21 protein-coding genes and 1 riboswitch are annotated in these 21,725 nt (G+C 72.9%); of the genes, 8 read left to right on the plus strand and 13 right to left on the minus strand.

Annotation, left to right across the window (positions count from 1 at the left end):
• Positions 1 to 62 precede the first annotated feature (62 nt).
• Together IGA62_RS08550 and IGA62_RS08555 are read left to right on the plus strand one after the other, a co-directional pair.
• On the plus strand, positions 63 to 1,151 hold the full coding sequence (locus IGA62_RS08550; protein WP_145815487.1) for a uroporphyrinogen-III synthase: 1,089 nt from the start codon (positions 63 to 65) through the stop codon (positions 1,149 to 1,151).
• Between the two features lie 218 nt (positions 1,152 to 1,369).
• A complete protein-coding gene (locus tag IGA62_RS08555; protein ID WP_145815486.1) occupies positions 1,370 to 1,579 on the plus strand; it encodes a DNA-binding protein in 210 nt (69 codons plus the stop codon).
• A gap of 263 nt (positions 1,580 to 1,842) precedes the next feature.
• Here the strand turns inward: IGA62_RS08555 and IGA62_RS08560 are convergent, their stop codons facing one another.
• The 4 genes from IGA62_RS08560 to IGA62_RS08575 form a co-directional block, all read right to left on the minus strand.
• Positions 1,843 to 2,466 (minus strand): GTP-binding protein, encoded by a 624-nt coding sequence (locus tag IGA62_RS08560; protein ID WP_145815485.1) that lies wholly within the window; start codon positions 2,464 to 2,466, stop codon positions 1,843 to 1,845.
• Positions 2,447 to 2,812 (minus strand): DUF742 domain-containing protein, encoded by a 366-nt coding sequence (locus tag IGA62_RS08565; protein ID WP_145815484.1) that lies wholly within the window; start codon positions 2,810 to 2,812, stop codon positions 2,447 to 2,449. The genes IGA62_RS08560 and IGA62_RS08565 overlap by 20 nt, the downstream gene beginning before the upstream one ends.
• Before the next feature lie 68 nt (positions 2,813 to 2,880).
• Positions 2,881 to 3,288: a roadblock/LC7 domain-containing protein gene (locus tag IGA62_RS08570; protein ID WP_091650337.1), complete on the minus strand. Its 408-nt coding sequence runs from the start codon at positions 3,286 to 3,288 to the stop codon at positions 2,881 to 2,883.
• Positions 3,285 to 6,386: a sensor histidine kinase gene (locus IGA62_RS08575; protein ID WP_145815483.1), complete on the minus strand. Its 3,102-nt coding sequence runs from the start codon at positions 6,384 to 6,386 to the stop codon at positions 3,285 to 3,287. Before IGA62_RS08575 ends, IGA62_RS08570 begins: the two co-directional genes overlap by 4 nt.
• Before the next feature lie 443 nt (positions 6,387 to 6,829).
• Between IGA62_RS08575 and IGA62_RS08580 the strand changes: the two genes are divergently transcribed.
• Entirely contained in the window at positions 6,830 to 8,014 is a 1,185-nt protein-coding gene (locus tag IGA62_RS08580) for an ABC transporter substrate-binding protein (RefSeq protein WP_145815482.1), read from the plus strand.
• Between the two features lie 204 nt (positions 8,015 to 8,218).
• On the opposite strand, the gene IGA62_RS08585 is transcribed toward IGA62_RS08580, so the two are convergent.
• Complete coding sequence (locus IGA62_RS08585) at positions 8,219 to 9,061, minus strand: ABC transporter permease (RefSeq protein WP_145815481.1); 843 nt, start codon at positions 9,059 to 9,061, stop codon at positions 8,219 to 8,221.
• A 135-nt stretch (positions 9,062 to 9,196) separates the two neighbouring features.
• Positions 9,197 to 10,228 (minus strand): ABC transporter substrate-binding protein, encoded by a 1,032-nt coding sequence (locus IGA62_RS08590; RefSeq protein ID WP_145821719.1) that lies wholly within the window; start codon positions 10,226 to 10,228, stop codon positions 9,197 to 9,199.
• A 273-nt stretch (positions 10,229 to 10,501) separates the two neighbouring features.
• On the opposite strand from IGA62_RS08590, the gene IGA62_RS08595 reads away from it, so the two are divergent.
• From IGA62_RS08595 to IGA62_RS08610, 4 genes are all read left to right on the plus strand, one after another.
• Complete coding sequence (locus IGA62_RS08595) at positions 10,502 to 11,287, plus strand: ABC transporter ATP-binding protein (protein ID WP_145815480.1); 786 nt, start codon at positions 10,502 to 10,504, stop codon at positions 11,285 to 11,287.
• 2 nt (positions 11,288 to 11,289) lie between these two features.
• Positions 11,290 to 12,237: an LLM class F420-dependent oxidoreductase gene (locus IGA62_RS08600; protein WP_145821718.1), complete on the plus strand. Its 948-nt coding sequence runs from the start codon at positions 11,290 to 11,292 to the stop codon at positions 12,235 to 12,237.
• On the plus strand, positions 12,234 to 12,527 hold the full coding sequence (locus IGA62_RS08605; protein WP_091451821.1) for a cupin domain-containing protein: 294 nt from the start codon (positions 12,234 to 12,236) through the stop codon (positions 12,525 to 12,527). The genes IGA62_RS08600 and IGA62_RS08605 overlap by 4 nt, the downstream gene beginning before the upstream one ends.
• Before the next feature lie 158 nt (positions 12,528 to 12,685).
• Complete coding sequence (locus IGA62_RS08610) at positions 12,686 to 14,518, plus strand: hypothetical protein (protein ID WP_145815479.1); 1,833 nt, start codon at positions 12,686 to 12,688, stop codon at positions 14,516 to 14,518.
• A 118-nt stretch (positions 14,519 to 14,636) separates the two neighbouring features.
• On the opposite strand, the gene thiC is transcribed toward IGA62_RS08610, so the two are convergent.
• From thiC to IGA62_RS08645, 7 genes are all read right to left on the minus strand, one after another.
• The gene (gene thiC / locus IGA62_RS08615) at positions 14,637 to 16,229 is read right to left on the minus strand and encodes a phosphomethylpyrimidine synthase ThiC (protein WP_145815478.1); all 1,593 of its coding nucleotides are present in this window, start codon (positions 16,227 to 16,229) and stop codon (positions 14,637 to 14,639) included.
• Positions 16,230 to 16,249: 20 nt separating this feature from the next.
• Entirely contained in the window at positions 16,250 to 17,035 is a 786-nt protein-coding gene (gene thiD, locus IGA62_RS08620) for a bifunctional hydroxymethylpyrimidine kinase/phosphomethylpyrimidine kinase (protein WP_145815477.1), read from the minus strand.
• A complete protein-coding gene (locus tag IGA62_RS08625) occupies positions 17,032 to 17,646 on the minus strand; it encodes a thiamine phosphate synthase (RefSeq protein WP_145815476.1) in 615 nt (204 codons plus the stop codon). The genes thiD and IGA62_RS08625 overlap by 4 nt, the downstream gene beginning before the upstream one ends.
• A 62-nt stretch (positions 17,647 to 17,708) precedes the next feature.
• The gene (locus IGA62_RS08630; protein ID WP_145815475.1) at positions 17,709 to 18,485 is read right to left on the minus strand and encodes a thiazole synthase; all 777 of its coding nucleotides are present in this window, start codon (positions 18,483 to 18,485) and stop codon (positions 17,709 to 17,711) included.
• Positions 18,482 to 18,682: a sulfur carrier protein ThiS gene (thiS, locus tag IGA62_RS08635; RefSeq protein ID WP_091451835.1), complete on the minus strand. Its 201-nt coding sequence runs from the start codon at positions 18,680 to 18,682 to the stop codon at positions 18,482 to 18,484. Before thiS ends, IGA62_RS08630 begins: the two co-directional genes overlap by 4 nt.
• A 45-nt stretch (positions 18,683 to 18,727) precedes the next feature.
• Positions 18,728 to 19,870 (minus strand): glycine oxidase ThiO, encoded by a 1,143-nt coding sequence (thiO, locus tag IGA62_RS08640; protein ID WP_186499714.1) that lies wholly within the window; start codon positions 19,868 to 19,870, stop codon positions 18,728 to 18,730.
• A complete protein-coding gene (locus IGA62_RS08645) occupies positions 19,864 to 20,490 on the minus strand; it encodes a thiamine phosphate synthase (RefSeq protein WP_145815473.1) in 627 nt (208 codons plus the stop codon). The genes thiO and IGA62_RS08645 overlap by 7 nt, the downstream gene beginning before the upstream one ends.
• Positions 20,485 to 20,594, minus strand: a riboswitch (TPP riboswitch). (Overlaps the previous gene by 6 nt.)
• A gap of 158 nt (positions 20,595 to 20,752) precedes the next feature.
• Here IGA62_RS08645 and IGA62_RS08650 point away from each other — a divergent pair.
• A complete protein-coding gene (locus IGA62_RS08650) occupies positions 20,753 to 21,673 on the plus strand; it encodes a hypothetical protein (protein ID WP_145815472.1) in 921 nt (306 codons plus the stop codon).
• Positions 21,674 to 21,725: the final 52 nt, after the last annotated feature.

The following is a 21,725-nucleotide window of genomic DNA, read 5'->3' on the forward strand; positions in this document are numbered from 1 at the left end:
CGCCGGTGCCGACGGCCGCGTACCCGATCCGGCCGGCGCCGGGGAGACCCGCGGGGGGCACGGTGGCTGACGAGCTGGCCGGCTTCACCATCGGCGTCACCGCCGACCGGCGACGCGACGAACTCGCGGCGATGCTGGAACGACGCGGCGCGCGGGTGGTGCTCGCCCCGGCGCTGCGGATCGTGCCGCTCGCCGACGACAGCGACCTGCGCGAGGCCACCCGTACCTGCCTCCAACGGCCACCGGACATCCTGATGGCCAACACCGGCATCGGCATGCGCGGCTGGCTGGAGGCGGCCGAGGGGTGGGGGCTGGCCGAGTCGCTGCGCTCCGTGCTCGCCGACACGTACGTGGTGACCCGGGGGCCCAAGGCACGCGGCGCGATCCGCGCCGCCGGCCTGCACGACCAGTGGTCGCCGGACTCGGAGAGCTGCGAGGAGGTGGTCGAGCACCTGCGCCGACGCGGGGTGGCCGGTCAGGTGATCGCCATGCAGTTGCACGGCGACCGGCAGCCGGAGTGCACCATGGCGCTGGAGGCGGCCGGGGCGACGGTGATCGAGGTGCCGGTCTACCGGTGGGCCCCGCCCACCGACTCCGCTCCCCTGCACCGCCTCATCGACCTGGTCGCCGCCCGGCTGGTCGACGCGGTCACCTTCACCTCGGCACCCGCGGCGGAGGCGCTGCTGCGGGCCGCCGGGGACCGGGCCGAGGCGGTGCTCGGGGCGTTCCGCAGCGACGTGCTGGCCAGCTGCGTCGGGGCGGTGACCGCCGAGCCGCTGCACCGCCGGGGCGTACCGGTGAGCATGCCCGCCCGGGCCCGGCTCGGCGCGCTGGTCCGGCACCTCGTCGACGAACTGCCCCGCCGTACGGTGACCCTGAGTGCCGCCGGCCACCAGCTCACCCTGCGCGGCCACGCGGCGGTGATCGACGGTGAGCTGCGCCCACTGGCCCCCGCGCCGATGGCGGTGCTCCGGGCGCTGGCCCGCTCCCCCGGCCGGGTGTTCTCCCGGACCGCCCTGCTGCGCACCCTGCCACGCGGCGCGGACGAGCACGCGGTCGAGATGGCGGTGGCCCGGATCCGCGCCAGCCTCGACGCCCCCCGCGTGGTGCAGACCGTCGTCAAGCGCGGCTACCGGCTGCGCGTCGACTGACGGGCGGGCGCGGGCACGTGCCGCAGCGCACAGCGCGGTGCAGGGGTCGGGGCAGGCACGCGTAACCCACCCCGACCAGGGGGAACGAGCCGGTTTTCAGAGCTTCCGCCGACCGAAGGGTCTGGCGGTCGCCACGGGTCAAGTCAACACGTCACGCAGGGGACTTGCCAATCATCAAGTAGCGATCGTCAAGTAGGTGTCGGTTCTACGTTCAGGCTGTGAAGCGACCGCGCTTGTATGGGCCTGGCGAACTCGCCATCCTGTTCAACGTGTCGCGGCAGCGAGTCCTACAGATCACCCGCCGTCCCGGCTTTCCGCAGCCCCTCGCCCGGCTGATCGGCACGACCGTCTGGGACGCCGACGAGGTGGACGAGTGGGCTCGACACAACCGGCCGCCCCGCCCGGTAGACGGCGACGAGCAGGGCTGACGAGGCCGTCCGGAGCAGGCAGAGACAGACGGACACGCCACCGGGGCGCACCAGAGGCCGGCGTCCGCATCATTGGCGCAGCAGTCAGTCGGTCGCAGAGCCAGGAAAAGTCATCACCTCATGGCCTCGTGAGTCGAGGTGACCCTGGTGACGACTTCAGCTTGGTAGTTACTTCCGGCAGCACTCGGGCACGGAAAACAGGGCAGGCTCCCCGCTGACGCCGCAAGACGTCAGCGGGGAGCCTGCCCACATCAACCGCGACCTCAGCCCACCGGGGTCGGGAAGCCGCGCCCGTGCTCGGCCTGGAGGCGGAGCATGGCGTGCTCCACCACGGTCACCAGCACCTGCTTGACCGACTCCCGGTGCCGGGCGTCGGTCAGGATCAGCGGCACCTGCGGCGAGATCGCCAGCGCCTCCCGGACCTCCTCCAGGTCGTAGCGCGGCGCGCCGTCGAAGTGGTTCAGCGCCACCACGTACGGCAGCTTGCGGTTCTCGAAGTAGTCCAGGGGCGCGAACGCATCGGTGATCCGACGGGTGTCCACCAGCACGGCGGCACCCACCGCACCCTTGATGATCTCGTCCCACATGAACCAGAACCGGGTCTGGCCGGGGGTGCCGAAGAGGTAGAGGATCAGGTCCTCGGCCATGGTGATCCGGCCGAAGTCCATGGCGACCGTGGTGGTCTGCTTCCCCGGCACCTTGGACGGGTCGTCGATGCCGACACCCGCCGCCGTCATCACCGCCTCGGTGGTCAGCGGGGTGATCTCCGAGACCGCGCCGACCAGGGTTGTCTTGCCCACGCCGAACCCGCCCGCGACCACGATCTTCGCGGAGGTGATACCCCGGTTACGGCGTGCCCCGGCGGGGTCATAGCCTGCGAAGTCCACTTAGCACCCTCTCAAGCAGTTCCATCCGCTCCTCGTACGCCTCGGCGGGAGCGGCAGTGTGTAGCGTCAGCAGACCCTCGGCCACCATGTCGGCGACCAGTACCCGGGCCACGCCCAGCGGCATTCGGGTGTACGCGGCGATCTCCGCCAGGGACTGGGGACGCCCCTCGCAGATCGTGGCGATGCGATGCTTGTCGTGGCCGGCGAATCGGGACTCGGCGACGGCGGTGGGGCTCGCCGTCATCACCGCTTCCAGGGCGATGTCCTGGCGCGGCTCGGTTCGTCCCCGGGTGACCGCGTACGGACGCACCAACGCGCCGCGTGGGTCCTCTCGCCTCCGGTCCATTCGCGATCACCTCCTTTCGCCGGCGCCGTCTGTCGGCACCGGGTGACAGTCTCTGCTCGTCCTGACCGCTACCGGACCACGGCCTCCCGGGGCAGCGGCACGAGCGCCGCCCCGACCCGCTCCACCAGCAGCGCCATCTCGTATCCGACCTGACCGACGTCGCAGCTGCGGGCGGCGAGCACCGCCATCGACGAGCCGTCGCTGATGGACATCAGGAAGAGATACCCGCTGTCCATCTCGATGACCGTCTGGAGCACGCCACCGGCGCTGAACATCCGGGCCGCGCCCTCGGTCAGGCTGACCACACCGGAGGTGATCGCGGCGAGCTGGTCGGCGCGGTCCCCCGGCAGGTCACGGGAGGAGGCGAGCAGCAGCCCGTCCGCGGACACCGCGACGACGTGGGCGATACCCGCCACGCTGTCGGCGAAGTTCGTGAGCAGCCAACCCATGTCCTGCATAGCCGCTGGCCTGTTCATCGGCTCGTCTCCTTGGTCGAATTGCTGTTCAGGTCCGCACCGGCCGTCCGACCGCGCTGCACACCGCGGTGGTAGGCCGACAGCAGACCGCGTACTTCGTCAGGGGTGCGCCGGGTGCTGGCCCGGCTGCCCTTGGGCTCCACGCCGCCGGGGACGAGCTGCGCCTGGGGCACCCGCTTGGGCAGCCCGGAGCGGGTGGTGCCCGCAGCGGGCGGCTCGGCGGCCTTCACCGCCCGGGACCAGCCCTCGTCCGCCGCCGTACGCCAGCTTTCCGCGCCGGTCGTCGGCGGTGCCGCCGTCGGCTCGGCCTGGGCCACCGGGGCGGGGATCGGCGTCGGTACGGCCGCCGGGGCCGGCGGGATGGCGGCGACCGGCTCCGGGGCCGGCGGCGGCGTCGGTGCGGCCGGCGGCGTGTACGACGGAGGCGGCGGCTGCGTCGCCGGCTGCGCCGCGGACGGGACGACCGTGGCACCCGGCGTACGGCCGGGCAGCTTCGGCAGCTGTGGCACCTCGGTCGTCGGGGCGGTCGCCGCCGACGGCGCGGCCGCAGCCGGCTGCTGGTCGAACTGCGGGCGGGCGAAGATGGCCGTCGCGTCGTTGCCGTGGGTACGGAACCAGGCGGTCTCCATCTCCCGGAAGATCGGCGCCTCGGCCGGCTCAGCCGGCCGGGGCGGCACGGCGGGCGTGGTGAGCGGGGCGACGGACGGCGACGGGGTGGCGACCGGACCGGCCACCGGGCCGGCGGGCAGCGGGGGCGGCGTCGCCGGTTGCCGATCGCCCCCGGGGCTCCGCTGCGGCAGCGGGTTGAGCGTGGGGAACGCGGTGGTCGGCGAGCCCGTCAGTCCGGTGCCGGCGGCCGGGGTCGTCGGGGTGAACGCCGAGCTGGCCAGCGTCGGCGACGCCGTGGTCGGGCCACCCACGTTCACCGTCGACCCGGTGTCGCGGGCCTCGTTGGAGGCCGGCCACGGGGTCGGCGACGGGTTGGTACGCCACTGGTCGGTGGTGAGGGTGGCCGCCGAGGTACGCCCGGCACCGGCCAGCGACTCGCCGAACGGGGCCGGCTCGACGGCGAGCGGCTGACGCTGCCGGGGCAGCGGGTCCCGGCCACCGCCGCCGCGTCCCTGCGGCAGCACCACGGTCGAGTTCGGCAGGGTGACCTGGGCGACGGTGCCGCCCTCCACGTTGCGCCGCAGTTCGACCCGGATGCCGTAGCGGGACGCCAGCCGGCTGACCACGGCGAGACCCATCAGCCGGAACGCGGCGACGTCCACCGTCGACGGGGCGGCCAGTCGCCGGTTGAGCGAGTCGAGCTGCTCGTCGGTGAGGCCGAGGCCCCGGTCCTCGATCTGGATCAGCACGTAGTCGCGGATCCGCCGGCCGTCGGCGACCACCGTCGTGGTCGGCGGGGAGAACCGGGTGGCGTTGTCGAGCAGCTCGGCGACGAGCCGGACCACGTCGTTGACGGCGTGCGCGGCGACCGAGATGTCGGTGTCGACGGTGCCGAACTCGATCCGGTTGTAGAGCTCGACCTCGGACTGCGCGGCGCGCAGCACGTCGACCAGGAGCGCGTCGTCGCGACGCGGAACGGCCGAGTCGGCGCCGGCGAGCACCAGCAGGTTCTCGTCGTTGCGGCGCATCCGGGTGGCCAGGTGGTCCAGCTCGAAGAGCTGGGCGAGCCGCTTCGGGTCCTCCTCGCCACGCTCGATGGCGTCCAGCTCGCCGATCATCCGGTCGACCAGGGTCTGACTACGGCGGGCCAGGTTGAGGAACATCGCCGAGACGCTGGCCCGCAGGGCGGCCTGCTCGGCCGCGATCCGGACCGCCTCCCGGTGGACGACGTTGAACGCGAGCGCGACCTGGCCGACCTCGTCCTTGTTGGTCAGCTTGATCGGGTCTCGGACCTCGTTGACGATCTCCTCCACACCGCCGTCACCGGCGTTGCCCATGCTCTGCAGCCGCTTGACCGCGTCCGGCAGGTCGTGGTTCGCCACCGAGAGCGCACCCTCCCGCAGCCGGCGCAGCGAGTGGTTGAGCGACCGGGCGAGCACGATGGCGAGGGTGATGGCGACGACGAGGGTGAGGAGCACCAGCAGCGCCTCGACCACGGCCTGCCGGATGACCGCCGTACGGGCGTCGTCGGTCTGGCTGAGCAGCCGGTCCTGGAGCTGCACCTCGGTCCAGCGCATCAGGTCGTTGACCGCGCCGATGGCGAAGGTCGCGTCCTCGGCCCGGACGAGGGCCGGCGTCTGCCCGACGGAACGGGTGATGTCGGCGGCTACCCGGTCGGCGAGGACCACCGCGTCACCGGTGACCGTGCTGTCCACCAGGGCCTGCTGGGTCGGGTCCGCGGCGAGCGAGAACGTGAGCAGAGCTTCCTGCTGGCTGGTGAGCGTGGCGACGAAGGAGGAGAACTGCTCCTCGTCGATCCGGTTGGCCGCGAGCGCGGCGAAGGCGACCGCCTCCTCCTCCGCCACGGCCGACTTGGCGCGGCTGAACGCGGCCACCGCCCGCCGGCTGTCGGCGAGCGCGCCGTCACCGGGGAGCTGGGCCAGCGCGTCGCCGTAGCCGACCAGGTCGGCCAGGACCACGCCGTACCGCAGCACGGCCGCGGAGACCGGCATCTGGCGGCGGTCCACCACCTCCTGCCGGGTCGCGTTGAGGGTGGCCAGGTGGTCGTCGACGATGCGGAGCCGGTCACGGACCGCCGAGGGCACCTCGCCCAGCTCACGCCGCTGGGCGTTGTACTGCGAGACCCGCTGGTCGGTACGGCGCACGTGGAGGTTGAACGAGTCCGGCTTGGCGGTGGGCGAGGCGAGGTAGGTGGCCGCCGCCATCCGCTCGCGGTGCAGGTCCTGGGTGAGCGCCGAGATGTCGACCGAGAGCGCGGTCAACGAGCGGGCCTGGTTGGCCTCGTAGGCGCCCTCACCGACCGAGATGAGACGTACGGTGGCCAGCGCGACGACCGCGGCGACCGGTACGACGAGGATCAGCGCCAGTTTGGACCGGATCCGCGCGTCGCGCAGCCGGGGTAGCCGGCGCCGTCGCTTCTCCTGGGTGGGCTGACCGCTCTCGGGCAGGGTCGTAGGTGCGGTGCTCACGACATCGCCTCCGTCGTTTCTTCCACGTATGACCCGCCGACCCGCGCCTGGTGCAGCGGACAGCGCCACGCGCGGCACGGCCGCGATTTCATCAGAGAAGATCGGATTTGGGAAGCCGCAGTGAGACAGGAAACGTTAGGAGAGCGCCAAACCGCTGAACTGGTCAACTATTACCTTCATTTCCACAAGGCCCTGATCAGGGCAGATGATCCACAGTATTCGTCCGCTTCTGCTAAGTGAGCATTTGCAAACCTTCGGGGCCACCACCATGTGGGACGGCCATCCCGAAACGCCCCGGCCACCCGCGCTTGACCACGGGGGCCCGGCATTGGCAAGGTTTTGCAGGCTTCGCGCACACCGTACGGCAGACCCATCCCGTCTCTCCACCGAGGACGGATATAGCGGGGATCGGGCACCGCCCACCCGCCTTCTGGAGGACCAAGTTGAGCCCCTTCCGCTCCGTGACCACCGCGGCGCTCGCATCGGCCGTCCTGGCCACCACGCTCACCGGCTGCCAGTTCGGCGAGGAACCCCAGGACACCAGCCCCATCGTCATCGGCGCCGACCTCGAACTCTCCGGCCCCCAGGCGGCCGTCGGCAAGGCGTACCAGCGCGCCCTGGAGCTCAAGGTCGAGCAGCTGAACGCCTCCGGCGCCCTGGGTGACCGCCAGGTCGAACTCAAGGTCAAGGACAACCGCTCCGACGCCGCCGAGTCGCAGCGCAACATCGGCGACTTCGGCAACGACGCCTCGGTCACCGCCGTCATCATGGGCGGTTGCAACGAGTGCGCGGTCAACGCGGTCCGCACCATCAACGACAAGCAGGTGCCGACGATCGCGCTGGCCGCGTCGGGCGCCATCACGTCCTCGTCCGGCCAGCAGGACTCGTACGTGTTCAAGCTGGCGCCGAACGCCAAGGACAGCGCGGACGCCCTCACCGCCGAGCTGACCCGGCGCGGGGTCAAGGAGGCGGCGCTGCTGCACAGCGACGACGACTACGGACGCGAGGGCCTCAACGCCCTCAAGGACGAGTTCGTCAAGGCGAAGATCAAGCTGGCGGCCGTCCGGCCGGTCAAGAGCACCGACACCGACGTCACCGCACCGGTGGAGACGCTGACCGAGGAGAAGCCCGACGCCCTGGTGCTCTGGACCCCGTCCGAGCAGGCGATGCTCGCCGCGACCGCGGCCCAGAAGGCAAAGTTCAAGGGCGCGCTGTTCCTCGACGCGGCGGCTGCGGGCGAGCTCTTCCTCGGCACGTCGGCCCGCTCCGTCGAGCAGGCCACCCTGGTGTTCACCCAGACCATGGTGATCGACGACGTGATCGCCACCACGCCGGCCAAGGCCGCCCGCCGGCAGTGGTTCCGGGCCTACACCGCCCGCTTCGGCGGGTACAACGGCTTCTCCTCGTTCGCCGCGGACGCCGTACAGCTGATCGCGGACGCCGAACTGCGCGCCGGCGGCGAGCCCGGCCGGGTCGACCGGGAGGGCCTGCGCGACGTGCTGGAGACCTCCCAGATGGACGGCCTCTCCGGACCGATCCGGATGACGCCGGACAACCACTCCGGGCTGATGCCCCAGGCCCTGACCACCCTGGTCGCCCAGGGCGGCCGGTGGCGGCTCGCCGGTTGATCGGGTGGTTGTGGCCCTGCCCCCGCCCGGCTCCGGGCGGTCAGGCTTGATCCCTGCGCCGGGCGGGGGCAGGGCCACACCTGCGGTACTGCTGACGGGTCCACGGTCGAGGTGGGGTCCACGGTCGGCGTGGGGTTGCCGGTCAGCGTGGGTCCGATGGCCGGCGGCCGACGACGGTTCCGCCTGCTGGTCGCCAGCGGGCGGTCAGCGGGCGGAGGTGGTGGCGCGGACCCAGGGCAGGGCCAGCCGCTCCAGCAGCACCAGCGCGAAGTAGAGCAGGATGCTCATCGCCGCGATCAGGACGATCGCGGCCCACGAGGTGGAGTAGGAGCCGACTCCGTTGAACTGGAGGATCTGGTAGCCGAGACCGGCCTCACCGGCCTGGAACTCCCCGATCACCGCCCCGATCGCGGCCAACGGCATGGCGACCTTGAGCCCGACGAAGATCTGGGGCAGCGCCGCCGGGAAGCGCACCTTACGGAAGGCCTGCCACCACGAGGCGTTCAGGGAGCGGGCCAGTTCGGCGAGGTCGGCCGGCGTGGTGGTCAACCCGGTCGCGGTGGAGAGCACGATCGGGAAGAAGCAGAGCAGGAACACCATCGTCAGGATGGGCTTCTGTCCCCACCCGAGGGAGACCACCAGCAGCGGCCCGAGCGCGATCTTCGGGACCGCGTTGACCGCCACCAGCAGGGGTGAGAACATCCGCTCCACCCGTCGGGACGCGGCCAGGGCCAGGCCGATCAGGACACCGGCCACCGTCGACAGCAGGAAGCCGACGACGGTGGACAGGGTGGTCGCCCCGGCCGCCTCCAGCAACACCGACCAGTTCTCGACCAGAGCCTGGAAGACGTCCTCCGGCGGGGGCAGCGAGGCCGGGTGGACCAGGTGGAACACCGAGGTGACCAGCCACCACGCGACCGTCGCGATGAGGACGCCGAGCAGCGGCAGGCCGATGGCCGCCGACCCGGGACCGAGGCGACGGTAACTCGCCCAGGCCGGGGCCGGCTTCGTTGTCGCGGGCTCCGCCCGCTCCTGCAACTCCGTCATGTTCTCTTCCTTCTCAGTCCGTCGCGCGGCGGTCCCCCGGGCCATGGGTGGGAGCCTTTCCCGCTCCGGCGGTCGGAGCGCGATCGGGGGTGCGCTCCGCCGGTCGTGGCGGAACACACCCCCGGGGTGGATCGGTCAGGCCTTCGGCGCGAGGTTGAAGTCGACGACCTGCTCCGGGGCGATGTTCTGCTTGAGCGCCCCGGCGCCCTGGAGGATCGCGATGCTCTTGGCGACCCGACCGCTGTCCAGCGCGCCGATGGCCGTACCGGAGTTGCTGGACCGGACGTAGCCGGCCATCAGTTCCAGCTCGGCGGCGGCGGAGACCGGGTTGGCCTCGGCGACGTTCTTCTTCAGGATCTCGCCGGCCTCCTTCGGGTTGGCCAGGCTGTACTCCAGGCCCTTGAGCAGCGCGCCGGTGAAGCGCTTCACCATCTCCGGCTCCTCCTTGGCGAGCTTCTTGGAGGTGATCAGCGCGTTGCCGTAGAGGTCGGTCATCACGTTGCTGTACGGGAGCACGACCGGCTCCTTCTTGGCGACCGCCCGGACCGTGGGCGCACCCACGACGAACTGACCGATGCCGTCGACCTTGCCGCTGGCGAGCGTCGCCATCAGGGTCTGCGCCTCGCCGTTGACCCACTTCACCTTGCTGTTGTCGATGCCGGCGAGCTTGGCATAGGTCGGGAAGAGGTTGCGCACGACGGAGAACGGGGTGTCGGCGAGGGTCTTGCCCTCCAGGTCCTTCGGGGACGCGATGCCCTTGTCCTGGGTGGTCACGATCGCCGCCATGGTGCGCTGCTGGATGGCCGCCACGGCGACGAAGTCCTTGGGCTTGTCGTCCCCGCCGCCGAGCTGGAGGATGCCGCCGGTCAGGTCGATCGGACCGAAGTCGGCCTGTCCACCGACGATGGTCTGGATGACGCCACCGGTGCCCTGGCCCGGCTTGATGTCGACGTCGAAGCCGGCCTCCTTGAAGAAGCCCTTGTCCTTCGCCACCCACGCGTAGGAATCCCGGCCGAAGTTACCGAACGAGGTGAGATACGTCACTTTGCGCAACGAAGCGCCGTCGCCACTACCGGAGTCGGAGTCGGAGTCACTGCTGCAAGCGGAAACCAGAGCCAGGGCCGTGGCCAACACAGCCACGGCGACAGTGCGGGTCAACCTTCTCATGTTGTGCACCATGTCCTTTCCAGGCCGGCGGCGATCGGCCACCGGAGGAGTTGTCGAACCAGATGACGCCGTGGTGAGAGGGGGTGGGGACCGGCGTCACCGTCGCGGGGGGACTCTTCGCCGGCACAGCGTACGAGAGAGTCACCTTCGCGACACCAGGTGGATCCGGTTACGGAACGACAACAGATTGTTGTCCACCCTGGACGGTGTCAACCGGATGTAATCCCGTTAGCCTTGCGTCGCTCGCGAATACCGTGGATGGGAGAACGCCGGATGATACGACTGTCGGGGGTGTCCCGCACCTTCACCGGTCGCTCCGGTCAGGTCGAGGCGTTGCGCAACATCGACCTGGATGTCGCCGAGGGCGAGTTCGTCGCCGTGCTCGGGCGGTCCGGCTGCGGCAAGTCCACCCTGCTCCGGCTGATCGCCGGGCTGCTCCCGGTCACCGCCGGCGAGATCGAGGTCGACGGCAAGCCGATCACCCGCCCCCGCCAGGACATCGCGATGCTGTTCCAACGTCCGGCGCTGCTGCCCTGGCGCAGCGTGCTGGAGAACGTCCTGCTCCCGGTGGAGATCTTCGGCTGGAGCCGGTCCAAGCACCGGCAACGGGCCCGTGACCTGCTCGACGTGGCCGGGCTGGCCGGCTTCGAGAAGCGGCTGCCGCACGAACTCTCCGGCGGCATGCAACAGCGGGTCTCGCTCTGCCGTTCGCTGATCGCCGAACCGCGCGTGCTGCTGATGGACGAGCCGTTCTCCGCCCTCGACGCGCTCACCCGCGAGGAACTCTCCGTCGAGCTGCAACGGGTGCACATGCAGAACCAGTCCACCATCGTGTTCGTCACCCACTCCATCGACGAGGCGGTGCTCCTCGCCGACCGGGTGGTCGTGCTCAGTCCCCGGCCCGGCCGCATCCGCAAGGTGGTCGACGTCGACATCCCCCGGCCGCGCAGCCTGGGGCGCAACGCGCACCTCGCCGACGTCGCCCGGGTCAGCGCCGACCTGCACGAACTGCTCATGGAGCGGGAGGAGCCGGCGCCGGCCGGGGCGAAGGGGCGATGACCGTGCGGGTGTGCGTCTTCGTCGAACCGCACCGGGGAGCCACCTACGACGACCAGCTCCGGTTCGCCCGCCGGGTGGAGGAGACGGGGTTCGAGGGGTTCTTCCGGGCCGACCACTACCAGTCGATGGGAGCCGACCCCGGGCTCCCCGGCCCGACCGACGCCTGGCTGACCCTGGCCGCGCTGGCCCGGGAGACCTCCCGGATCCGGCTGGGGACGCTGGTCAGCTCGGCCACGTTCCGGCTGCCCGGCCCGCTGGCCGTGATGGTGGCGCAGGTCGACCAGATGAGCGGCGGTCGGGTCGAACTGGGCATCGGTGCCGGCTGGTACGAGCGCGAACACGTCTCGTACGGCATCCCCTTCCCGCCGGTGGTGGAGCGCTTCGACCGGCTGGCCGAGCAGCTGGAGGTCGTCACCGGCCTCTGGCGTACCCCGGCCGGCGAGACGTACCACCACGACGGGGCGTACTACCGGCTGGTGGACGCCCCCGCCCTGCCCAAGCCCACGCAGGTGCCCGGCCCGCCGGTCATCGTCGGCGGCAAGGGGCCGAAGCGCACCCCCGAGCTGGCCGCCCGCTACGCCGACGAGTTCAACATGCCGTTCCGGAGCGTGGCGGAGACCGCCGCCGCGTACGAGCGGGTGCGTGAGGCGTGCGACCGGCACGGCCGGGACGCCTCGGGGCGGGCCCCGCTGGTGCTCTCCGCCGGAATCATGGTGGCGATCGGGCGTACCGTCGCCGAGGCCCGACGACGGGCCGCGCCGCTGCACGTCAAGAGCGCGCTGCCCCCGGAGGATCCGGTGGTCGGCTCGCCCGCCCAGCTCGTCGACCGGCTCGGCGAGTTCGCCGCGATCGGCACCACCCGGGTCCACCTGCGCCTGATCGAACTCGACGACCTGGACCACCTCGAACTGATCGCCGCCGAGGTGCTGCCCCAACTGGAGGCCCGATGAGCAAGGAACTGGCCCCGGTGGGCCAGGAGATCGTCCTGGAGAACGACAAGGTCCGGGTCTGGCACATCCGCCTCGAACCGGGCGAGCAGCAGCCGCTGCACCGCCACGACCACCCGTACCTGGTCATCGCGGTGCAGGGAGCGAAGAACGTCATCCAGACCGTCGACGGGACGCGGATCGACGCCGACGAGCCGACCGGCGGAGTGGTCTACCGGGACCCCGGCGCCGTCCACATGCTCACCAACGTCGGCGACACGACGTACCTCGCGCGGCTGGTCGAACTGAAGTAGCCAGCCCCGGGGGATTGAGTATCCGTCCCCGCCGGACGGGCGTAGTTCCCCGACAGGTACTTGAGTCGCCGTCACCTTCGGGCATCGAAGACGGCGCGTCGCCGCGTGATGCCTTGTTTTGGTGGCGGTCGGGGTCGACGGGCCGTAACGTGCCGCACATGGCCATACCGACCTGGGGCAGATCTCTGCTGGTGGCGCTGGGGGTGAGCGTGCTGGCCGGGGCGGGCCAACTCGGCATCGCGTACGGTCTCGGCATCCTCCGGTTCACCCGGACCTTCGCCGACGCTCCCGACCACTGGCCGGCGCAGCTCGTCTGGGTGGGCTGGTTCGCCGTCGGCGCCACCGTGGTCGGTGCCGTACTCGCCGATCGGTACGCCCGCCGCAACGACCTCCCGGTCACCACCGTCGTGCAGGTCACCATCGCGGTGGCCGCCACGCTGGGCGCGACGGTCGTCGCACCGCTGTGCATGCTGCCGGCGCGCAACGCGCAGGTGCCCGCAGTGGACCCGGTGCTGTCCGTCGCGGTCAGCGCCCTCTTCGGCGCGCTGGCCGGCACGGTCGCCGCGGTCGCCGTACTCCGGTACGCCGCGATGAGCTGGAACGCCGCCGTGTCCACCGCCGCACTCGGGCTCCTCGCACTGCTGTCGGTCGTACCGTCGCTCGGTGCGGCCGACCCGCTGCCGACCGTACGCCTCGGCGCGCTGGACCCGGTCTGGCTCGCGCCGGACACGGCCGGACGCCTGGCCATGCTGATCCTGCCCGGACTGGCCCTGCTCGTCGGGGCGGCCGTGGCCGGGGTGGCCCGCTGGCGCGGCCAGCCCCCGCTGCTCGGTGGCCTCAGCGGTGTGACGACTCCGGTGGTGGTCGCGGTCGCCTACCTGCTCGCCGGTCCGGGGCGGGGCGACGACGGCTTCCAGTCCACGCCCTACCGGGCCGCGCTGCTGGCGGTGCTGACCGGGGCACTCGGGTCGGTCGCCGCCGCCGTGCTGCGTCGACCCCCGCTGTCCGCCGCCGCCCTACTGCGCTGGCCGCCGCTGGCCGGAGGCCGGTCCCGGAGCGACGCCATCGAGCCGACCGACATCCTGCGTCCCCTTCCGGCCGGTACCGGGCTGCCGCCGGTCCCGTCACCGGCCCGCCCGGCCGACGACGCCGACCCGTTTCCCGCATCGACCGTCTCCGACCTGCACGTTTCCGACCTCGACGCTTCCGACCTCGACGTTTCCGACCTGCACGTTTCCGACCCGGCCGGCACCGACCCGAACTGCTCCGACCCGACCGGTGTCGGCACCGGCACCGGCCCGGACGCCTCCGACCCGACCGGTACCGGCCCGGCCATCCCCGACCCGGCCCACGGTGTGTCCGGGGAGTCGTCGGGCAGCGTCGGTCCCCAGCCGATCGGACGACTCCCGTGGCAGCTCCCCCAGCCCACCGGCACCGACCGGAGCCGGACGGGAACGTGGGACTGGCCGAGTCCGCCGGGCACGGCGGAGACCGTGTCGACCACGGCGCTGGACTGGTCGCTCCCGACTCCGGACCGGTCCACCGGCAGTGCCGGGCCGGACCACACCGACGGCGCGGTGCCGGACCCGGTCCACCTCGGCCGCGAACTACCGGGCCTCGGACAGACCGGCCCGGCGGACGACGGCGGCCCGCCGGAGGACACCGACCGGACGACCGCCACCGGGTCGGTGGTGGACGGCGACGCGACGACCGACGGGACCGGACCCGCCGGCGACGCCCCGGCAACCGGGGGGTTCCGGAAGCTGCGCGACCTGCTCCGACGCGACCGGCCCGGGGCCGGCGCGACCGGCGGCAGCCGATCGGACGCGGCCGGCGGTCGCGAGCGGGACGAGCCCGCCCTCCCCCCTCAGGACGAGGAGTACGTCGACTGGGTCGCCCAACTGGGCCAACCGACGCCGGACACCACCACCTTTCCGGACCCCGGCGAACGGCGCACCCTTCGCTCCACCGGGCGACACCAGCGCGACTGAACGACCTTCGCCGGTCGCCCCGGTCGTCGGCGGGCGGTCGTCGGCCGGGCCGCACCCGGTCAGGCCGGGCCAGGTCAGGCCGGGCCAGGTCAGGCCGCGCCAGGTCAGGCGCCCCCGGTCAGGCCAACGGCAGGTAGACCCGGCTCCCCGAGGCGACGAACTCCTCGGACTTGTCCCGCATGCCCCGGGCCGCGTACTCCTTCAACTCCTGCGTGATCTTCATCGAGCAGAACTTCGGCCCGCACATCGAGCAGAAGTGGGCGGTCTTCGCCGGTTCGGCGGGCAGCGTCGCGTCGTGGTACGCCCGCGCGGTCTCCGGGTCCAGCGAGAGGTTGAACTGATCCTCCCAACGGAATTCGAACCGCGCCTTCGACAGCGCGTCGTCCCGGGCCTGCGCGCCGGGGTGCCCCTTGGCCAGGTCGGCCGCGTGCGCCGCAATCTTGTAAGCGATCACGCCCGCCTTGACGTCGTCCCGGTCCGGCAGACCCAGGTGTTCCTTGGGCGTGACGTAGCAGAGCATCGCGGTGCCGAACATGCCGATCATGGCCGCGCCGATCGCCGAGGTGATGTGGTCGTACGCGGGCGCGATGTCGGTGGTCAGCGGGCCGAGCGTGTAGAAGGGCGCCTGGTGGCACAGCTCCTGCTGGAGATCCACGTTCTCCTTGATCTTGTGCATCGGCACGTGTCCCGGGCCCTCGATCATCACCTGCACGTCGTGCTCCCAGGCGACGCCGGTCAGCTCCCCGAGCGTCCGTAGCTCGGCGAACTGCGCCTCGTCGTTGGCGTCCGCGATGGACCCCGGCCGCAGGCCGTCCCCGAGCGAGAAGGTCACGTCGTAGCGGGCGAGGATCTCGCACAGTTCGGCGAAGTGGGTGTAGAGGAAGTTCTCCTCGTGGTGCGCCAGGCACCAGGCGGCCATGATGGACCCGCCCCGCGACACGATCCCGGTCACCCGGTCGACGGCCAGCGGCACGTACGGCAGGAGCACCCCGGCGTGCACGGTCATGTAGTCCACGCCCTGCTCGGCCTGCTCGATCACGGTGTCCCGGAACACCTCCCAGCTCAGCTCGACCGGGTCACCGCCGACCTTCCCCAACGCCTGGTAGATCGGCACCGTGCCGATCGGCACCGGCGAGTTGCGGACGATCGCCTCCCGGGTCTCGTGGATCCGCCGGCCGGTGGAGAGGTCCATCACGGTGTCCGCGCCCCACCGGGTCGCCCAGGTCAGCTTCTCCACCTCCTCGGCGACCGAGGAGGTGACCGCCGAGGTGCCGATGTTGGCGTTCACCTTGACCAGGAACGCCTTCCCGATGATCGCCGGCTCGCACTCGGGATGGTTGACGTTGAGCGGCAGCACCGCCCGGCCGGCGGCGATCTCGGCCCGGACGAACTCCGGGGTCACGCCCTCCCGGATCGCCACGAACTCCATCTCCGGGGTCACGATCCCCGCCCGCGCGTACCCGAGCTGGGTGGGCCGCTTCCCGGCCACGCCCGCCAGCGGGGTGCCGGCCCCGCGCACCGGTGCGACGTCGCCCCGCTCGGCGATCCACGGACCGCGCAGCGGTGGCAGCCCGACCTCCGGGTCGGAGCCGGGGCCGGAGGTGTCGTAGAGCCGCACCGGCGGGTTGTCCCCGGTCAGCGTCACCTCGGCGAAGGGCACCCGGACGTCCGGCCGCGCCCCCTCCACGTAGACCTTGCGTCGTGCCTGCATGACAGCCTCCCTGGTGGTCGTCAGGACCAACCGAAGTGGTCCAGCGGGCCACGGCCCGCGCCCAGTTCCCAGTTCCGCGCGCCGGTCAGCGCACGGGTGACGTACTCCTTGGCGGTCGCCACCGCCACCGGCACCGCGTCGCCCGCCGCCAGTCGCACCGCGATCGCCGCCGAGAACGAACAGCCGGTGCCGTGGTGGTGCCGGGTCTCCACCCGCCGCGCGCGCAGCACGGTCGTCGTTCCGCCGCCGACCAGCACGTCGACCGCCTCGCCGTCGGCGTCCACGTCGCCGCCGGTGACCACCACGTACGCCGGGCCACCGGCCGCGAGGGCCCCGGCGGCGACGACCATCTCCCCGACCGTGGTCACCGGCGCTCCGGTGAGGGCCTCGGCCTCCGCGCGGTTCGGCGTCGCCACCAGCGCGTACGGCAGCAGCCGCTCGACCGCCTCCACCGCACCGAGCCGGTGCCCGCTGGTGGCGACGAGCACCGGGTCGACGACGAGGTTCGGCAGCCGTCCCGCCCGGGCCGCCCCGGCCACCGCGTCGGCGACCGCCGGGGTGCCGAGCATCCCGGTCTTGACCGCCCGGACCCGGAAGTCACCGAGCACACTGTCGAGTTGCTCGGCGACCGTGCGCGGCGGCAACGGCAGGACGGCGTCCACGCCCCGGGTGTTCTGCGCGGTCACGGCGGTGACCACGCTGGTGCCGTACGCGCCGAGCGCGGCGAACACCTTCAGGTCGGCCTGGATGCCCGCACCACCGCCCGAGTCGGAGCCGGCGACGGTGAGCACGGTCGTCGGGGTCACCGTTCACCTCCGCTGGCTGCGGTGAAGGCTTCGACAAGGGTGGCCGCGACCGTGGTGGGATCGCCGGCCCGCATGAGGGCGCCGAGCACCGCCACGCCGACGGCGCCCGCCTCGACGCAGGCGTGCACCTGCTCCGGGCTCTCCACGCCGCCGAGGGCGAGAACCGGCACCGGACTGGCCCGCACCAGCTCGGCCAGCCCTCCGGGGTGCAGGGGTGGGCCGTAGCCGGGTTTGGTGCGGGTCGGGTAGACCGGTGAGCAGGTGGCGTAGTCCTCGGTGGTGAGCCGACCCACCTCGACCGGGTCGTGGCACGAACGACCCACCAGCGGCACGTCCGGCGGCGGGTACGGGCCGGCGGCGGACAGGTGGACGGCGGTCCCGTCGAGCGGGTCGGGGCCGGCGACGACCAGCGTGCCGCCCGTACCGGCCAGGACCGCCCGCAGCTCGGCGGCGAGGGCGGCCCGCTCGACGCGGGGCAGGTCCTTCTCCCGCAGCACCACCCACCGCACTCCCCCGGCCGCCGCCGCCGCGACGACCTCCGGCAGTGGTCGCCGGGCCACCCGGCGATCGGTGAACGCGACGATCCCGGTGGGGACGTCGGCTCTGGTCACGGTGGCGGGCGGGTCCTGGCGGAGTCCTTTCGTACCGCGAACCGCACGGACGGCCGACGCGGTCACAGCTCCGGCCGTCCCTCGTCCGGAGTGGAGGCCAGCGCGTGGAAGCGGCGCGGGATCCGGCCGGCCCGGTACGCGAGCCGCCCCGCCTCGACCGCGTGGCGCATCGCGGCGGCCATCGTCTCCGGGTCCGCGGCCCGGGTGACCGCGCTGGCCAGCAGCACCGCGTCGCAGCCGAGTTCCATGGCGAGCGCGGCGTCACTGGCGGTGCCGATGCCGGCGTCCAGGATCACCGGCACGTCGACCTCCTGCCGGATCAGCCGGATGTGGTGCGGGTTGTTGACGCCCAGGCCGGAGCCGATCGGCGCGCCGGCCGGCATCACCGCCGCGCAGCCCACGTCGACCAGCCGGCGCGCCAGCACCGGATCGTCCGAGGTGTACGGCAGGACGGTGAAGCCGTCGTCGACGAGCTGTTCGGCGGCGCGCAGCAACTCCACCCCGTCGGGCAGGAGGGTCCGCTCGTCGCCGATCACCTCCAGCTTCACCCAGTCGGTGTCGAACGCGTCCCGGGCCAGGTGGGCGACCCTGACCGCGTCCCGTGCGGTGTAGCAGCCGGCCGTGTTGGGCAGCAGCCGCACCCCGCACCTGTCGAGCAGGTCCAGCAGCCCGCCGTGGCCGCCGGTCGGGTCGACCCGGCGTAGCGCCAGGGTGACCAGTTCGGTGCCGGAGGCCCGGATCGCCCCTTCCAACACGTGCAGGTTGGCCGCGCCGCCGGTGCCGAGGATCAGCCGGGAGGTGAACGTCGTACCGCCGAGGACGAAGGTCACCGCGCTCACCCGCCCTGCGCCGCGCTCAGCACCTCGACCCGGTCGCCGTCGCGCAGCGTCGTGCCCGGCCAGCCGGTACGCGGCACCACCTCGCCGTTGACCGCGACCGCCACCCCGCGCCGGTCGGCGGTGACCTCGCCGACCAGGTCCGCCACCGTGGCCGCGTCGGGCAGACTCCGCCCGACGCCGTTGACCGTCAGTTCCACCTGTCGTCCTTTCGTCGGGTTCACGCACTCGTCCGCTGTGGTGGGTCACCCACCGGCCGCCGGCCGGGTGACCGGGCCGAACCGGCCCGGGGTGAAGGGGGCGAGCATCGCGTCGGGAGTGCCGGTGGTGACCAGGTCGGCGACCAGATCGGCGGTGACCGGGGTGAGCACGATGCCGTGCCGGTGGTGGCCCGCCGCGACGAGCACTCCCGGTCGGCCGGGGAGCGCGCCGATGACCGGCGCGTTGTCCGGGGTGCCGGGGCGGAACCCGACAGCCGTCTCGACCAGGTCGTACTCGGCCAGCTCGGGCAGGAGGTCGACGGCGGCGCGGAGCAGTCGCAGCACCGCCCCGGCGGTGACCGCCGGGTCGGTCCGCTCCTCGACGGTCGCCCCGACCACCACCTCCCCGTCGGCGCGGGGCACGACGTAGACCGGCTCGCCGTCGGCGTACCCCCGGACGACGTGCCGGAAGCCCGGCGGGCCGCCGCCGGGCGCGCGGAGCCGGAGGATCTGCCCCTTCACCGGCCGGACCGGCAGGCCGGTCAACGCGGCGGTGCCGCAGCCGGCGGCGACCACGACGGCCGACGCGGTCAGCTCGTCGACCCGCCCGACCGGGGCGGCGACCAGCACCGCGCCGGCCCGCTCGGCCGCGGTGCGCAACGCCACCAGCAGACGCCGGGGGTCGACCTGGTGGTCGCCGGGGGCGAACGCGCCGCCACGCACCCGGGGGGCGAGCGCCGGCTCCCGGTCCCGCAGCCCGCTGGGGCGCAGCGGGGTGATCGGCAGCCCCAACTCCCGCTGGTATGCCCAGAGCCGACCCGCCTCGGCCAGGTCGTCGCCGGTGAGCCCGACGACCAGGGTGCCCTCGGTGCGGTATCCGAGGCCGACGCCGCTGGCGGCGGTCAGCTCGGCGGCGAACGCCGGCCAGCGGGCGGCGGACGCGACGAGCAGCCCGGTCAGCGCGGTCTCCCCGAAGTACGCCTCGGCCACCGGGGCGAGCATCCCGGCGGCCACGGTGGAGGCTCCCGAGCCGGGTGCCGGGTCGCGCACGGTCACCGACAGTCCCCGCGCGGCACACCGCCAGGCCACCGCCCACCCGACGACCCCACCCCCCACCACCACCACATCCGGTGCAAGGAGGGGACCCCTGTTACCGCTTTTTGATGAGGAAGGGCCCCCTGCTACCACCCGAGGGCTCCGAGCAGCCCGGCGGTCGCGCGGGCCGGATCGGCGACGCCGGAGAGCGCCCCGACCACCGCCACCCCGTACGCCCCGGCGGCGCGCAGCGCCGGCACCGTCGCCGCGGTCACCCCGCCGATCGCGATCACCGGCACCGGCACCACGTCGGCCACCGCGCGTACCCCGTCCGGACCGATCGGTGCCGGTAGCCCGTCCTTCGTGGTGGTCGCATGGCACGGGCCGACACCCAGGTAGCCCGCCCCGGCGGCGACCGCCCGCGCGGCGGCGAGCGGCTCCCGGGCGGTCGCGCCGAGCACCGCATCCGGGCCGAGCACCCGGCGGGCGGCGGCGACCGGCAGATCGTCCGCGCCGACATGTCCGCCCGCCGCGCCGGCCGCGAGCGCCACGTGCAACCGGTCGTTGACCAGGCACGTCGCGCCGACCGGCGCGCACAGTTCGAGGATCCGGCCGGTCAGGTCGTACGCCTCACGGTCGGTGGCGGAGTCCTCGACCCGGACCTGCACCACCAGCTCGGGGCCGGCGACGCCGAGGGCGGCCCGGACCACGGTGAGCGGATCGCGCCCGGGGCGGGTGTCGGTGACAAGATGCAGTCGTCCCAGGGACGGCACGGCAACTCTCCTCCCTGCGCCGGCATTACCCGGATCAGGTTCGACGGTCGGGGGCTCCCAGCCCCCCTCTCAGCCCGGTCCACCGGGCTCCCGTGGGTTACTTGCGTGGCACACCGTACGTCGGATCGGGGCATCCGCCAAGGATGGTGCGTCCGTTTTCCGCAGGTCGTGATGGTTTAACAGCGACTACGGCAGTGGAGAAAATCTCACAATCGACGATCGGGGGCAGCGCGTGACCGTCCGGTCACGGCATGCTGTCCTGATGCCGCGCTCACCCCAGGTTCCGCCCGGTCTCGAGTCCCGGCCCTTCCGCGGCAGCACCGCCGTGGCCCACGGCCTCCTCACCTGGACGATGCTGCGCGGGCGTGCCTGGCAGCGAATACTGCCCGACGTCTACGTACACCGGGCGGCCCACCGACCCGAGGACCATCGCATGTGGTGCGAGGCCGTGGCGCTGGTGCTTCCGGCCGGCGCCGCAATCGCCGGACTGAGCGCGGCGTACCTGTGGGGCGCCGGGCTGCTGCCGCCGAACGCGCCGGTCACCGTCGTGCTGCCCCGCGCGGCCCGGATGCGCCCGCACACCCGGGTGGCCGTCACCCGATCGGTCCTGTCGGAAGCCGACCTGACCGTCCACACCGGGCTACCGGTCACCACCGCGCTCCGCACGGCCTTCGACCTCGGTCGCCGGCCGCCACGCACCGAGGCGGTGGTCGCCCTCGACGCGCTGCTGCACCACCGCGTGGTGGACCTGCCCACGCTGCGCGAGTACGCGGCCGGTCGCACCGGCTGGCCCGGCCTGCCGCTGCTGCGGGAGGTGCTCGCGCTGGTCGACCCGTTTGCCGGGTCCCCGATGGAGACCCGGCTTCGCCTGCTCCTGCTCGACGCCGGGTTGCCCGCGCCAGCCGTCCGGCACGAGGTGCGCGATGCCGGGGGCCAGTACGTCGGCCGGGTCGACCTCGCCTACCCCGCCCGCCGGGTGGCGGTCGAGTACGAACCCGGCCCGCCCCGGGACCCGGCGCTGCTCCGCCGGCAGGCGACCCGGTTCCACGCACTCCGCGCGGCGGGCTGGCGGGTGGTCCGCTGCACCTCCGACGACGTACTCCGCCACCCCACCCGGACGGCCCGGATGGTGGCCGCCGCGCTGCGGGGACGATCCGCGAACCGGGTCAACGGCCTGGTCTGAGCCGACCGCCGGAAGCCCGGTGGTGAAGGGGCCGGGCTCCCGGCGGCGGACG

This window comes from Micromonospora sagamiensis (assembly GCF_014680085.1).
Classification (GTDB): domain Bacteria; phylum Actinomycetota; class Actinomycetes; order Mycobacteriales; family Micromonosporaceae; genus Micromonospora; species Micromonospora inyonensis.